The organism is Alteromonas sp. PRIM-21 (assembly GCF_027563165.1).
In the GTDB taxonomy this organism is placed as follows: Bacteria; Pseudomonadota; Gammaproteobacteria; order Enterobacterales; family Alteromonadaceae; genus Alteromonas; species Alteromonas macleodii_A.
This window is the reverse complement of the sequence record NZ_JADOEK010000001.1, coordinates 1-15,176: the sequence shown is the minus strand read 5'-3', so window position 1 is coordinate 15,176 and position 15,176 is coordinate 1. Positions and strand designations below refer to the sequence as shown.

Genomic DNA, 15,176 nt, shown 5'->3' with positions numbered 1-15,176 from the left:
AACGCGCTCGTTTTAATGTCTTAGAAAGTTTGACCAATATTGAAAGTGAAGAATCTAGCATCATCACCATCACGTTGCTGTATCGCTTTCGAGAAACTAAATACCATCGGTCCCATTGGTGAAATCCACTGAACCGATATACCTGCCGAGCTACGATACAGACTCCAGTCAGAATAGTCCAATAGCTCACCGTTTTGAGTGGATGCTATGTCGAACTGACGATAATAGTCATAGTCGAACTCAGTATCCCACACGTTACCCACATCCACAAACAAACTTGTGCGAACAGAGTTATCCATTTCTTCTTCAACAAACGGCGTAGGCACGATTAGCTCGATACCACCGAGTGCCATTGCGTTACCACCAAGGCTTCGCGACGACCAAGAAAGTGCAGCGTCTGCTGGGTCCGCCGGGAATAATTCCCCATCAGGACCAGAAATGGTGCCTGTGTTACCGAGGAAAATACCTCGAGGGCCAACCGTATTATTCTCGAATCCGCGCAGTGAATCTGAACCACCTGCAGTAAAGTTCTCAGTGAACGGTAGAATTTGCTCATTGCCGTTTATATCACCATAACCATTACCATACCCGAGACGGATGCGAGTTAAGAATGACCAGCGCTGATTACGTGATAATGGAAAGTACCACTTACCATCGAATACGGTTTTAAAATAGTTAACGTCTGAGTTTGGCGTGGTAATGCTAAACGATGCACGTTGAGACGAACCCGCCGTTGGGAATAGACCACGGTTTAGCGTGCTTCTACTCCAGCTTACGCTCGCAAGATAGCTATCGTATTTAATAGCCGCATCCGGGTCTTCGCCATTGGTAAACTGGTTATAGAACTGCTCAGTTTGCTCGTAGTAACCACGGTTAAATAGCTCTACATTGCTGTAGGTTAAGCCAAAGTTGATACGATTAAACTCGTTGATTGGATAACCGATGTTCGCACCAATTGACCAACGTTTTGAGTTGTACTGGATTACGTTAAAGTCAGAGCCGTCGAACTCGCTATAACCAATGCTTCCACCTAAGCTGATACCGTCAATGGTGAAGTAAGGGTCATTATAGGTGATTTGCGCACTGCGCTGATACGAAACCGTACTTAAGTTAAGGCCAACACGTTTACCTGTCCCTAGGAAGTTATCCTGCTGGATACCCGCCTGTAAACTCAACTTGGTTCTGTCACCGTAACCGATACCTGCGTTAAACGAGCCGGAAGGCTGCTCTTTAACATTATAGTTAACATCAACCTTATCTTCAGAGCCTGGAATACGTACTGTTTCAAACTCTACTTCTTCCATATAGGTAAGACGAGAAAGCTGATTTTTTGAAGACTCTAGCAAATTATTAGATAACCAAGTGCCTTCCATCTGACTTACGTTTTGACGAAGAACACTGTCGGCGGTGACCACGTTACCGTTAAACTTAATACGGTTAACGTAGATACGCTTGCCCGGGTCTACAGATAGCGTCAACTTAACCGTTTTGTCTTCGTCGTTAATCTCAGGCACGGTGGTTACCGTCGGATATGCATAACCAAAGCGACCAAGATATTTACTGATAAACTCTTCTGTGTAAGTGACTTCCGCTTGGTTGTATAGCTCGCCTTCTGTTAACGGCAGTACGCGCTCGATGTATTCTTCATGACCAAGCACATCACCCACGAGTTCTACTTCAGATATGGTGTATTGCTCACCTTCTGTCACGTTCATGGCTATGTAGATGCCCGACTTTTCAGGGGTCATCGACACTTGAGTAGAGTCAACGTTAAATCGCAGGTAACCACGGTTTAAATAGTGGTTACGCAAGGTTTCCATATCCCCTTGCAACGTTTGTTGCTGATAGCGAGTCTCTGATAGAAAGTCCCACCAAGGCGTATCGTATTGTAGCTCAAACGCTTCCATCAGCTCTTCATCTGAGAAGATTTCGTTACCTACAATATTAATTTGCTCGATTTCAGCGGCATCGCCTTCTTCGAAAAGCAGTTTCAAATCGACACGGTTACGCGGTAATGGCGTAATAATAGCCGTTACGTCAGCATTGTACTTACCTATGCTGTAAAAGAAGTCTTTAAGGCCATTCTCAATAGAGGTTAGTACGGTCTTATCAAGTGGCTCACCGATGCGGACACCATTACCGTCCAAGCTTTCTTGAAGCTGCTCATCTTTAATATCATCATTGCCGTCAAAAATAATATTACTGATGGTTGGACGCTCCGCCACACGAACCACAAGGGTATTGCCGTCGCGAAGGATTTCTACATTTTCAAAGTGAGTTGAAGAGTAAAGCGAGCGAATAAGCTGCGTTACCCTGAATGTATTAAGCTCGTCGCCAACCTGAACGGGCAAGTAGGTTAAGGCTGCACCAAGTGCAACTCGTTGCAAACCCTCTACGCGAATGTCTTCAACAACAAATTCACTGTCTTGCGCCGCAGCGTTGGCAAAGCTAGCACTGGAAAGAATGGCTCCGGCTGCTACTAACTGTTTTAACTTCATCTATTTTTCTTTTCCTGGCCGCGTTTTGTATTAGCTGTTTTGTACTTCCTGATTTGTATCAGGTTATGCGAGCGATATCGTTAAAAATTGCGATACCCATGATCATAAACAGAAGCACGCCACCTATTCTGTAACCCCATTCCTGCACCGCTTCAGGCACAGGCTTACCAGTGATCCACTCCACAATAAAAAACATGAGGTGACCACCGTCAAGCATGGGCAAGGGTAATAAATTTATTATGCCTAAATTTACGCTTATTAAGGCAAGAAAACTCAAAAAGTACGCAAGTCCATACCCAGCACTTGTTCCCGCACCTTGAGCAATTGAGATAGGACCGCTCAAATTCTTCACCGATACATCGCCGGTGATAAGCTTTCCTATCATTTCGACACTCAGTGTCATTAGACGCCACGTTTTGTCTAGCGCCTTCCCAATAGCCTCTATAATGCCATATTGATGAGTAAACACATACCCTTCAGGCCAAGGCTCGAATGTTGGGCTCACACCTAAATAACCACTTTGCCCTTGTGGTGTATCGCGGCGCGCTATCGTGGCATTTAACGTTAGTTGCTGTCCATCCCTTTGTATATCAAGAGAGATACTTTCACCGGGGCTTTCAACTATAACGTCAACCAAACCTTCCCACGACGTCAATTTAGCGCCATTTAGTGCGACAAGTTCATCACCGGGTTTCAACCCAGCTTCCTGCGCCGCACTTCCCTCACCAACAAAACCAACAGTTAACGTTGCATCCGGTCGATATGGGGTTAGGCCTAAGCTGCTTAATGGAGACTCACTATCTGGGTCAAAGTTCCAAGAACCCAGTGTAAATGTCAGTTCTTTTTCGACATTTGATGAATTTTTAACCGTAACTGTGGTTTTTTCTGACCCTATGTTGGAGACAACTTCTAAATTAACCGCTTCCCAGTCCGGTGTAATTCTGTCACCGACCTTAATGATTTCATCACCAGGTTGAACGCCTGCTACAGCAGCAATACTTTGAGGCTCGACAGCTTTAACAACGGGTTTAACGGTTTCTAAACCGACAAGGTACATTAGCCAAAGAGCAAAAAAGGCAAATATGAAGTTCACGCCAGGGCCCGCTGCAATTACCGCCATGCGCTGCAATACAGGTTTTTTATTGAAGGCTTTATCTTCTTCTAACTCAGGCGGTACGTCATCAATACGTCCATCAAGCATGCGAACGTAACCACCAAGGGGGATCATAGCGATAACATATTCTGTACCGGACTTACTTAACTTGCGCCAAATTGGCTTGCCAAATCCAATTGAAAATCGCTCTACCTGTACACCGCATTTGCGAGCAACATAAAAGTGCCCCCATTCGTGTACAGCAACCAAAATACCTAAGGCGACAATGAATGCCCCAAGGCTCCATAAAAATGCTAGCACTGAAATTTACCTCGAATAATCTCGTTAGCTTTTGTTCTTGCTAGTGAGTCTTGTTCTAATATTTGTTGAATAGAACTTACCGATACGTGCGGCATAGCATTGAGCGTAGCGTCGTTTACTTTAGCAATATCACAAAACTGAATTTTGCCCTCTAAAAAAGCGTCTACAGCCACTTCATTTGACGCATTGACTCTTGTCGTTGCGCATAGCCCTTCCTTACATGCATCAATAGCCAACTTCAAATTAGGATAACGCTCAAAACAAGGGGTCTGGAAACTGAAATTAGCCATATCTGAAAAGTCGAGGGGCTTCACACCTGCTTCAATACGCTCCGGGTGAGCCAAACCATATGCAATAGGGGTACGCATATCTGGGTTACCCATTTGCGCAATTACAGAGCCATCAATGTACTGCACCATAGAATGGATTATGCTTTGTGGGTGGATAACAACATCAATATCTTCAGCGCCGGCACCAAATAACCAACAGGCTTCTATGAACTCCAACCCCTTGTTCATCATAGTTGCCGAATCGATTGTTATTTTTCGGCCCATTGACCAGTTAGGGTGAGTACTGGCCTCATCAATGGTAATTGACGAAAAGCTATTAAGTGGCCTTTCTCTGAAGGGGCCACCAGAACCCGTTAATAAGATTTTGCGAATACCTGATGCAGTAAAGTTACCATATTCGTAATCGTGCGGGAGACACTGAAATATGGCATTGTGCTCGCTGTCGATTGGAAGGATTTCAGCGCCGCTTTGGTTTGCAGCCTCGATAAATAAAGCGCCAGACATGACCAAGGCTTCTTTATTAGCAAGTAAAACGCGTTTTCCTGCCTTTACCGCCGCCATTGTAGGCAAAAGACCTGCTGCCCCAACAATTGCTGCCATGACAGCGTCAACTTCAGGCGCGCTTGATACCTCTTCCAATGCTTTTGTGCCTGAAAGAATTTCGGCATCTACTCCGTATTGAGAAGCTAGCTCACAGGCGGCTTTATAGTGAGCATCGTTGGCGATCACTACATAACGGGGCGCGCATTTTTGCGCCTGCTCCATAAGAAGTTCAAGCTGAGAGTTACCAGTAATAGCAAAAACGCGGTATTTGTCGGGATGGCGAGTTATTACGTCGAGTGTATTACAACCAATGGAGCCTGTGGCCCCTAACACTGTTACTGTTTGCATTACGCCATCCAAGTTACATAGCAGAAGGCAAATACTGGAAATGCTGCAGTTAGACTATCAATTCTATCTAGCACACCACCATGGCCAGGTAGTATCTTGCCACTGTCTTTAATGCCAGCGCAGCGCTTCAGCATGCTCTCGTTCAAATCACCAAGTGCAGAAACAGCAACGGTTATACCGCCAATTGCAAGGTGTAGCCAAATGCGAGAAGGCTCTACCTGATAGTGCAGTGCCGCAAAAGCGATAATGGCGAATGAAGCCGCGATACCACCCAGTAAGCCTTCTAAGCTTTTACCAGGCGATACGTTAGGGCGTAACTTGTGTCGACCAAATTTGACGCCAACGAAGAACGCGCCTATATCAGCCGCCCAAACGATACCCAATACATAAAAGATCAGCGATGCGCCATAAAACGGATCAACATCATGCAGGCTAGTGCGAAGTGCAACTACGGCTACCCATGTTGGTATAAGCGTAAGTGCGCCAAATACGGTTCTTACACTGCGACTGTCTTTCCAGAATCTTGAGTATTTCGGATAGGCAAGCACCATAAATAAAGAGGCTATCCACCACAACACAGCGATGGTTAAAATTGCGCGATACAGGCCATGCAATTGGCCCTGATACCAAATGGTACTGGCATCAACAGTGAGCGATAGAGCAATACATATTGCAAAGGCTCCAGCCATGTAGATAAGCTTTTTAGGACGCTCGCACACGCCTGACATATTCGCCCACTCATAGGCACCAATGCCGACAACACCGGCTATGGCTATTTCAAACCAAAAAATAGGAAGAAAAAGAATAGCGTAGAGCGCCAGCGGCGCGAGAATTAATGCAGTTATTATCCGTTGTTTTAGCATAATTTGCCCTTGGCTTTGGTTACCAGGGCTAGCCTGATAATTGCCTGCATGGTATTAACCATCGGCTGTGACTACCTGTTCACCGGTTAGACCGAATCTTCTTTGACGAACATTGAAATCGTCTACGGCTAATTGAAACACGTCTTCATTGAAGTCGGGCCATAGTACATCGGTGAAGTACAATTCGGCATAAGCACACTGCCATAGCAAGAAATTACTAATTCGGTGCTCGCCACCAGTGCGAATAAGAAGATCTAACTCTGGAAGGTTAGCTGTAGAAATGTGCGATCCGAGAGCTTCTTCACTGATGTTATCTACATCAAGCTCGCCGCTTTTAACCTGCGATGCGAGTTGCTTGGCCGCATTTACGATGTCCCATCTACCGCCATAGTTTGCTGCGATATTTAAGACCAAATCTTTGTTGTCTTTGGTCATGTCTTCGGCTTTGCGAATTTTTTCGACTAGCTTGGCGTCGAAAGCCTCAACATCACCAATAACCTGCAAGCGTACACCATTTTTGTGTAAGCGTTTTGCTTCACTATTGAGGACGAGATTAAACAACTCCATAAGGACGCTGACTTCTTCCTCGGGACGTTTCCAGTTTTCACTTGAAAACGCGAATAGCGTTAGTGATTCGATACCGTTTTGACGTGCAAAGCGCACAACAGAACGTACAGACTCTACCCCGGCTTTGTGACCAAAGGTACGAATTTTCCCTTTCTTTTGCGCCCATCGACCATTGCCATCCATAATGATTGCAACATGCTTCGGGCCAGCAGACTCTGCTGGCACCTCGGCTTTTGACGATTTGGCTGCGCTTAAACGCTTTCCAATCATAATACTTACTTATACTTCCATCAGTTCTTTTTCTTTGTCAGCAAGCATGCTGTCAACTTTCTTAATGAAATCGTTAGTAATAGATTGAATGTTCTCTTCCGCTGCGCGGCTCTCATCTTCACTGATTTCTTTTTCTTTTAGAAGATCTTTGATGTCACCGTTAGCGTCACGACGAATATTGCGGATAGCAACACGACCACCTTCCGCTTCGTTGCGTACAACGCGGATAAGGTCTTTACGACGCTCTTCTGTAAGCGGCGGAAGAGGAATGCGAATTGAACCGCCTGCACTCATTGGGTTTAACCCCAGATCAGACTGCATAATTGCTTTTTCAACCGCTTGGATAGCGCTTTTATCGAAAACAGTTAACGCTAGAGTACGGCTGTCTTCCGCAACTACGTTAGCGACTTGCTTTAGCGGCGTGTCTACACCGTAATAAGGTACCATGATGCCATCTAAAAGGCTTGGATGCGCACGACCAGTGCGAATTTTGCTGAATTGGCCTTTTAGAGAAACTAGGCTTTTTTCCATGCGCTCTTGCGCATCTAATTCAATTTCATCAATCACGTTTTGTATCCTATTGTTCTTAATTAATCGTTGTCAGCGTGGCAAATGACGGTACCTTCTTTTTCACCCATCACCACACGCTTAAGGCAACCCGGCTTATTCATGTTGAATACGCGAATTGGTAAGCTGTGATCTCGTGCTAGAGTGAAAGCTGACAAGTCCATTACTTTTAATTCTTTTTCCAATACTTCCTGGTAAGACAATTGATCATACAATGTCGCTTCAGGATTTTTTACTGGGTCATCGCTGTATACGCCGTCTACTTTTGTGGCTTTAAGTACCGCATCGGCTTCAATTTCGATACCGCGTAAACAAGCCGCTGAGTCAGTAGTGAAGAAAGGGTTGCCAGTACCGGCAGAAAAGATAACAACACGGCCTGACTTAAGAAGGCTAATAGCTTCTGCCCAGTTGTAAGCATCGCACACGCCGTTTAATGGGATAGCAGACATCATACGCGCGTTTACAAATGCACGATGAAGCGCGTCGCGCATAGCTAGGCCGTTCATTACCGTAGCTAACATGCCCATGTGGTCGCCAACAACACGGTTCATTCCCGCTTTTGCTAGGCCTTCGCCACGGAACAAGTTACCACCACCAATAACAAGACCAACTTGAACACCAAGTTCAACCAGCTCTTTTATTTCTTGTGCCATTCTATCTAGCACTTTAGGGTCTATGCCAAAGCCTTCTTCGCCCATTAGGGCTTCACCACTAAGCTTTAACAGAATGCGTCGATATGCTGATTTTGGTGTGATACTCATAGTTTGAATTGTCCTCGTAAACCCGTTTTGTCCTATGTCTTTCAATAAAGCATTGACGTAAAAAACATAGGACAAAGCGCTTTCGTTTGTTTGGCAGGCGCACGCTTGTAACTCGCCTAGCTTCACACTTGCGCACTGCATTAGCAATACTAAAGATATGCAGCTATAAAAAAGCACCTCCTAAGAGGTGCTTTGTAGTTTATCTAACTATTGCGTAATGCAAAAGATAAACGCTCAATTATTTCTTAGCAGCTTCCATTTGAGCAGCTACTTCAGCAGCGAAGTCTTCAGTCTTCTTCTCGATACCTTCACCAACTTCGAAACGTACGAAGTTGATTACGTCTGCGCTGTTGTTCTTAAGAAGCTCAGCTACAGAGATTGAAGGATCTTTAACGAAAGGCTGACCAGTCAAGCTCACTTCGCCAGTGAACTTCTTCATGCGGCCTGCAACCATTTTCTCAGCAATTTCAGCTGGCTTACCAGACTGAATAGCGATTTCGATTTGGATTTCTTTCTCTTTCTCTACAACTTCAGCCGGAACATTCTCTGGCTTAACAAACTGCGGGCTAGCAGCTGCAACGTGCATTGCGATATCTTTCGCTAGCTCTTCGTCGCCGCCAGTAAGGATAGAGATAACACCAATACGGCCGCCGTGTACGTATGCACCTAGCGTATCACCTTCAACGTTGATAACGCGACGAGGAGAGATGTTTTCACCGATTTTAGCAACAAGTGCGTCACGAACTTCGCTTACTTTAGAACCGTTAAGTTCTGCATCGTTAAGCGCGTCGATGTCGTTGATGTTGTTAGCCGCTGCTACTTCTAGAAGCTCGTTACCAAACTTAAGGAAACCTTCGTCACGTGCTACGAAGTCAGTTTCACAGTTTAGTTCAAGCATGGTCGCTCGACCACCTTCAACTTTAGTAAGGATAACACCTTCAGCTGCGATACGGCCTGCTTTTTTAGCCGCTTTCGCTTGACCTGATTTACGCATGTTTTCAATGGCTAACTCAATGTCACCATCCGTTTCAACCAGGGCTTTTTTACAATCCAGCATACCTGCGCCAGTACGTTCGCGCAGTTCTTTAACTAGTGCTGCAGTCACTGCCATTTTTCAATTCCTCAGCATTAAATATAAATTCGTTAGGTAAAAGGGGCGATATCGCCCCTCTCAATACGTTTCGTATTGTAGTACCGCCATATTATCTAGATATGACAGTAAGCAATCAGAATTACTCTGCCGCTTCTACGAAGTCGTCTTGCTCAGCTTGTACTTCAAGGTTGCTTTCGCGACCTGAGTTGATAGCGTTTGCAGCAGCATCCAAGTAAAGTTGGATAGCGCGGATAGCATCGTCGTTACCAGGGATGATGTAATCAACACCGTCTGGGTTAGAGTTAGTATCAACAACACCAACAACAGGAATACCTAGGTTACGAGCTTCTGTTACAGCAATGTGCTCGTGATCTGCGTCGATAACAAAGATTGCGTCTGGAAGACCGCCCATGTCTTTGATACCGCCAAGGCTGTTTTCAAGCTTGTCCATTTCGCGCTGAAGCATAAGTGCTTCTTTCTTAGTTAGCTTATCAAACGTACCGTCTTGAGCTTGTTGCTCTAGATCTTTAAGACGCTTGATTGACTGACGTACTGTTTTCCAGTTAGTCAGCATACCACCTAACCAACGCTTGTTTACGTAGTACTGGTCGCACTTAAGAGCAGCGTCTTTTACTGCTTCGCCAGCGGCGCGCTTAGTACCAACGAAAAGGATTTTACCTTTCTTAGACGCAACACCTGAAAGGTAGTTAAGTGCGTTGTTGAAAAGTGGAACCGTTTTTTCAAGGTTGATGATATGAACTTTATTACGAGCACCGAAGATGAAAGGCTTCATCTTTGGGTTCCAGTAACGAGTTTGGTGACCGAAATGCACACCTGCTTTCAGCATGTCACGCATAGAAACATTAGCCATTTTATTTTCCTCTTGGGGTTAGGCCTCCATATACCCCTTGTATCGATTCAGGCCAACCTGCGTTGAACTGAACACCCCGATACGAAGTGTCGGTATATGTGTGTTTTAATAAAATAAATTTACCCTCTAAAACGGTGCTTAATGCACATAGCAAAATGAGCTTTCCGTCAGGGCGCGCGCTTTATATCACAATACCACCACAGCCTCAAGTTTTAACGTTAAAAAGCCCGGCTTTTAAGTATTTTTGCTAACCTTTTTTAAAACTACCCACCCCATTGCTATCAGCCTTAAGAATCATTAATTAAATGCCTTTAATATCAGCACCTTACTAAGAATGACCTGAATAGTGTTATACTGCGTAAGTAATTTAAATTCTTCACCAAACTAGTTTCAAACGATTTGAGAGGCGCTGTGACAGCTATTATCAAAACCCCAGAAGAAATCGAAAAGATGCGCGTAGCCGGTAAACTGGCTGCCGAAGTACTTACTATGATCGGGCCTTATGTGAAAAAAGGCGTAACCACCGATGAACTGAATACTATTTGTCACGACTATATAGTAAACGAGCAAAAGGCAGTGCCCGCTCCACTAAACTATGGACACCCACCATTTCCAAAGTCTATCTGTACGTCGGTGAACCATTGTATATGTCACGGCATTCCTTCTGACAAGAAGCTAAAAGACGGTGACATTATCAACATCGACGTAACTGTTATAAAAGACGGTTATCACGGTGATACTTCGAAGATGTTCGTTGTGGGTAAGCCATCTATTCTTGCCGAGCGCCTTATTCGCGTTACTCAAGAGTGCCTATATAAAGCAATTGAACAAGTGAAGCCGGGCATGCGTCTCGGCGACATTGGTCATATTTGTCAAACCCATGCTGAAGCGCATAACTATTCAATAGTACGCGAATACTGCGGTCACGGTATTGGTGCAAGCTTCCACGAGGAGCCGCAAATTGTTCACTATGGAAAGCCTGGTACAGGTGACGTTTTAGAGCCTGGGATGTGCTTCACCATCGAACCTATGGTTAACGCAGGCAAACGTTACTCAAAAGTTTTGCCAGATCAATGGACTGTTGTAACCAAAGATAGAAGTTTAAGTGCTCAGTGGGAACACACTCTTTTAGTTACCGAGACCGGTGTTGAAATTTTGACGCTGCGTGAGGAAGAAAGCCTAGAGCGTGTTATTTCACACGGATAACTTTTACATTGCGGCTGTTAAGCAAACAGCCGCTTTGCTTGCCCCTTTACCTCATTTAAAACCGCATACTAAATCTTTATTTTTCACCCTCATACAAAGACCCTATTTAACGGGCTACACACCTATAACAAAAAACCATAAATATTCACAATTCAACCTAACTTATGCATAAATTTGCTACTGCGAACTACTATCAATTCATGCTATTGTTCTTAGCGTTTTAATAGAAGTCTATTTCAAAGGTGCATTTTGACGCTGCAATCACTGATAAAGAATATCGACACAATTAACTCTGTTGATGAAATTCCCGTCATTAAATCATGCGTGGAAGCCAGTTACACTTGGATAACAGAGTCTTTCGACGCTACGCCAGTTAATCAGCTCGTAACCGGTCGTGCGCAGTTTGTCGACGCATTGCTTTGTCACCTTTGGCAACTTTACGGCTTAGATACCGTGGACGAGCTTTCCCTTTGCGCGGTGGGCGGATACGGTCGCGGCCATTTACAACCTCACTCAGACATCGATTTACTTATTGTCAGCAAGAAGAAGCTAAAGCCTGAAGTGCAAGAAAAAATTGGCATGTTCATCACCCTTTTATGGGATATCAAGTTAGATGTTGGACAGTCGGTACGCACAATTAAAGAAACGGTTAAACTGGCAAAAGACGACATTACGATTGCGACAAATCTCGTTGAAAGCCGTCTGCTTTGTGGAAGTGAAACTACATTCGACAAACTGTGGGATGAGGTAAACGGTCGCAATTCTTGGTCGAGTAAATCTTTCTTCTCGGCTAAATATGACGAGCAAAAAAAGCGCCACGCCAAGTTTAACGGCACCGCTTACAACCTTGAACCGAACATTAAAGAAAACCCGGGATGCTTGCGAGACATTCAATCTATCGGTTGGGTGGCGAAAAAGCACTTTAAAGAGTATGACGGATGGAATTTGGTGGGTCACGGTTACTTCACCGAGCAAGAACACAGTGAGTTAATCGCCTGTCGTATGCACCTGTGGAAAATGCGTTGTGCGCTTCACTTGGTTGCTGGCAGAAGCGAAAACCGACTGCTTTTCGACTATCAACCCGATGTTGCACAAATGATGGGATACGGTGAAGAAGGTAAAGCGTCTGTAGAAAAAATGATGCGCGACTTTTTCCGCACTGTAGCGCGCGTCTCTGAACTGAATCAAATGCTGCTACAGCGCTTCAAGTACGACATGCTTAACCAAAGCGTGCAAAAAAGCGTAATCATAAACGAAGATTTTGAACTGCTCGACAATATGATTTCGCCACGTCACGAAACCGTATTTTCATCACCGGAAGCCATTTTAGACTTTTTACATTTGGTGGCAAACACGCCAGAAGTGAAAGGCTTAAGCACTATTTGTATTCGACAATTGCGTAACGCTCACCGGGCCTTTGAGGCCGAATATTACGTAGAGCGTCCTCTTTGCCGCGAAAAATTTATGCGATTAATGAAGCAACCTGAATTTTTTGATTTCGGTTGGGACATTATGCACCAGTACGGTATTTTACAAGCCTACCTTCCAGAGTGGGATACCATTGTAGGTATGATGCAGTTTGACTTGTTTCATGCCTATACGGTGGACGAACACACTCACCGATTAGTAAAACATGTAAACTACTTTTTCTCGAAAGAGAACAAAGATTTTCCAAGGTGCGGCCGAATTTGCCGGAACCTAGACAAACCTGAAATACTCTACATTGCTGCAATTTTCCACGACATCGCGAAAGGTCGTAATGGCGACCACTCCACTCTAGGCGCGCAAGATGTTGCTAAGTTCTGTGCACAGCACGACGTACCAAGTAAAGATGCAGAACTGATTGCATGGCTAGTAGAAAACCACCTGCTTATGTCAGTGGTTGCCCAACGCCGCGACATTTACGATCCTGATGTAATTAGTGAGTTTGCTGGTGCGGTAAGAAGCCATAACCACCTTAATTTACTTTATACACTGACCCTTGCCGACATTCGCGCCACCAACGATAACCTCTGGAATGATTGGAAAGCGTCTTTGCTTCGCGAACTGTATTTAATGACGCAAAAAGCGTTAGATAATGGGCTACAGTGTCAGGTTACACTCAACGAGCGAGTAACCACGCACAAACATCAAGCTCGACAAATACTGCAAGAGCGCGCTATCGATACTAATGCAATAGATGCACTGTGGGCTCGTTTTGATGACGACTATTTTGTTCGCTTCAAGCCGACTCAAATTGCGTGGCATACAGATGAAATTATTAAAGCACAAGGTGAATGGCTGACACCTGAACACAACGGCCTATTGGTAAAAGCGAACGACAACAGTTCCAAAGGCGGCACTGAAGTTTTTGTGTATGGCAAAGATAGAAAGGCCTTGTTCGCTCAAGTCGCATCTGTACTAGATAGTCGCAATTGCTCTATCCACGATGCTCACGTAACCGTGACCAGAGATGGCTATGTATTTGACAGTATGCTTATTCTTGAAAATGACGGCAGTCGTATAAGCTCAGAGTCGCGCATTGCTTCTATTGAGAATGCCATTTCTGCCCAATTAGAAAAGCCGGGACGCTCTCACGAAAACAAACGAAAGTTACCGCGCCAAATGAAACAGTTAGACGTGCCAACCAAGGTTCGTTTTTTCAATATCAACGATGAAGCCACGCTTATCGAGTTAGAAGCCCTAGACGCACCGGGCATTTTAGCTAAAATTGGTCATGCATTCGTTGATACTAATATGACACTTAAGCTTGCAAAAATTGCCACTATTGGCGAGCGAGCTGAAGATATTTTTATCGTCAGCAATGAGGCTGGCATCGCATTAACCCAAGAACAACAGGTAAACCTTAAAAAGCGTATCCTGTTTAAACTCGACCAACTTGAAGATATCACAATACCATGAATGAATTGAAAGCCATTATTGAAGACGCCTTCGAAAATCGCGACAGCATTAGCCCATCATCAGCACCTGATGAAGTAAGAGATGCGGTAGCGCAAGCTATCGACCTACTTAATAGTGGAAAAGGCCGCGTTGCAGAAAAAATTGCTGGCGAATGGGTAGTACACCAGTGGCTGAAAAAAGCGGTTCTACTTTTCTTCCGTCTTCACAACAACGATGTTATTGAAGGCGGAGAGAGCAAGTTTTATGACAAAGTACCATTAAAGTACACTAACTACACGGCTGAGCAGTTCGCAGCGGATGGCGCTCGCATTGTTCCTCCAGCAGCGGTACGCACGGGTACTTTTGTGGGTAAAAACGCAGTGGTTATGCCTTCGTACGTAAACATTGGTGCATTTGTTGATGAAGGCACTATGGTTGATACGTGGGCTACTGTAGGCTCGTGTGCGCAGATTGGTAAAAATGTTCACCTTTCCGGTGGTGTAGGCATCGGTGGCGTATTAGAGCCACTTCAAGCAAACCCAACCATTATTGAAGACAACTGTTTTATCGGTGCGCGTTCTGAAATCGTAGAAGGTGTTATCGTTGAAGAAGGCTCAGTGATTTCAATGGGCGTTTATATCGGTCAGAGCACGCGTATCTATGATCGTGAGACCGGTGAAGTTCACTACGGCCGTGTACCAGCGGGCTCTGTGGTTGTTGCGGGTAACCTACCTAGCGCAGATGGCAAATACAGCCTATACGCAGCAATCATCGTGAAAAAAGTTGATGCGAAAACCCGCGCTAAAGTAGGTATTAACGCTCTACTTCGCGGTGTTGAATAAAAATTTATGCATCGTTAGGTAACTAACGACGTTCGCTGACTAGTCCTAGAATAAGTTGACACTTATTTTGTTTAGAACGCCCGATGTATCTCATCGGGCGTTTTGTATTTAAGGGCCAGATGCGGGCGTTTTTCATTATATATTGCCACTGACTCCGCTACCA

General features: G+C 44.8%; 12 protein-coding genes. 3 read left to right on the top strand and 9 right to left on the bottom strand.

Annotated features, from left to right (window positions below):
• Positions 1 to 20: 20 nt before the first annotated feature.
• The 9 genes from bamA to rpsB all read right to left on the bottom strand — a co-directional run bounded on the left by bamA (position 21) and on the right by rpsB (position 10,085).
• Positions 21 to 2,498, bottom strand: coding sequence for an outer membrane protein assembly factor BamA (gene bamA, locus IW644_RS00060; protein ID WP_179982603.1), 2,478 nt, complete (start codon positions 2,496 to 2,498; stop codon positions 21 to 23).
• Positions 2,499 to 2,556: 58 nt separating this feature from the next.
• Complete coding sequence (gene rseP / locus IW644_RS00055; protein ID WP_269915915.1) at positions 2,557 to 3,912, bottom strand: sigma E protease regulator RseP; 1,356 nt, start codon at positions 3,910 to 3,912, stop codon at positions 2,557 to 2,559.
• Positions 3,906 to 5,093: a 1-deoxy-D-xylulose-5-phosphate reductoisomerase gene (gene ispC, locus IW644_RS00050; protein WP_269915914.1), complete on the bottom strand. Its 1,188-nt coding sequence runs from the start codon at positions 5,091 to 5,093 to the stop codon at positions 3,906 to 3,908. The genes rseP and ispC overlap by 7 nt, the downstream gene beginning before the upstream one ends.
• The gene (locus tag IW644_RS00045) at positions 5,093 to 5,956 is read right to left on the bottom strand and encodes a phosphatidate cytidylyltransferase (protein WP_179982600.1); all 864 of its coding nucleotides are present in this window, start codon (positions 5,954 to 5,956) and stop codon (positions 5,093 to 5,095) included. Before IW644_RS00045 ends, ispC begins: the two co-directional genes overlap by 1 nt.
• Before the next feature lie 54 nt (positions 5,957 to 6,010).
• The gene (gene uppS / locus IW644_RS00040) at positions 6,011 to 6,793 is read right to left on the bottom strand and encodes a polyprenyl diphosphate synthase (RefSeq protein ID WP_269915913.1); all 783 of its coding nucleotides are present in this window, start codon (positions 6,791 to 6,793) and stop codon (positions 6,011 to 6,013) included.
• A gap of 9 nt (positions 6,794 to 6,802) precedes the next feature.
• Positions 6,803 to 7,360 carry a ribosome recycling factor gene (gene frr / locus IW644_RS00035; RefSeq protein WP_014948555.1) on the bottom strand — a complete coding sequence of 186 codons (558 nt, stop codon included), beginning with the start codon at positions 7,358 to 7,360 and terminating at the stop codon, positions 6,803 to 6,805.
• Between the two features lie 23 nt (positions 7,361 to 7,383).
• A complete protein-coding gene (pyrH, locus tag IW644_RS00030; RefSeq protein WP_069943865.1) occupies positions 7,384 to 8,121 on the bottom strand; it encodes a UMP kinase in 738 nt (245 codons plus the stop codon).
• A gap of 238 nt (positions 8,122 to 8,359) precedes the next feature.
• A complete protein-coding gene (gene tsf, locus IW644_RS00025) occupies positions 8,360 to 9,232 on the bottom strand; it encodes a translation elongation factor Ts (RefSeq protein ID WP_071958698.1) in 873 nt (290 codons plus the stop codon).
• 121 nt (positions 9,233 to 9,353) lie between these two features.
• Entirely contained in the window at positions 9,354 to 10,085 is a 732-nt protein-coding gene (gene rpsB / locus IW644_RS00020) for a 30S ribosomal protein S2 (protein ID WP_269915912.1), read from the bottom strand.
• Positions 10,086 to 10,496: 411 nt separating this feature from the next.
• Here rpsB and map point away from each other — a divergent pair, with 411 nt between their 5' ends.
• The 3 genes from map to dapD all read left to right on the top strand — a co-directional run bounded on the left by map (position 10,497) and on the right by dapD (position 15,013).
• The gene (gene map, locus IW644_RS00015) at positions 10,497 to 11,291 is read left to right on the top strand and encodes a type I methionyl aminopeptidase (RefSeq protein ID WP_179982597.1); all 795 of its coding nucleotides are present in this window, start codon (positions 10,497 to 10,499) and stop codon (positions 11,289 to 11,291) included.
• A 249-nt stretch (positions 11,292 to 11,540) separates the two neighbouring features.
• A complete protein-coding gene (gene glnD / locus IW644_RS00010; RefSeq protein ID WP_179982596.1) occupies positions 11,541 to 14,192 on the top strand; it encodes a [protein-PII] uridylyltransferase in 2,652 nt (883 codons plus the stop codon).
• On the top strand, positions 14,189 to 15,013 hold the full coding sequence (gene dapD, locus IW644_RS00005; RefSeq protein ID WP_269915911.1) for a 2,3,4,5-tetrahydropyridine-2,6-dicarboxylate N-succinyltransferase: 825 nt from the start codon (positions 14,189 to 14,191) through the stop codon (positions 15,011 to 15,013). Before glnD ends, dapD begins: the two co-directional genes overlap by 4 nt.
• Positions 15,014 to 15,176: the final 163 nt, after the last annotated feature.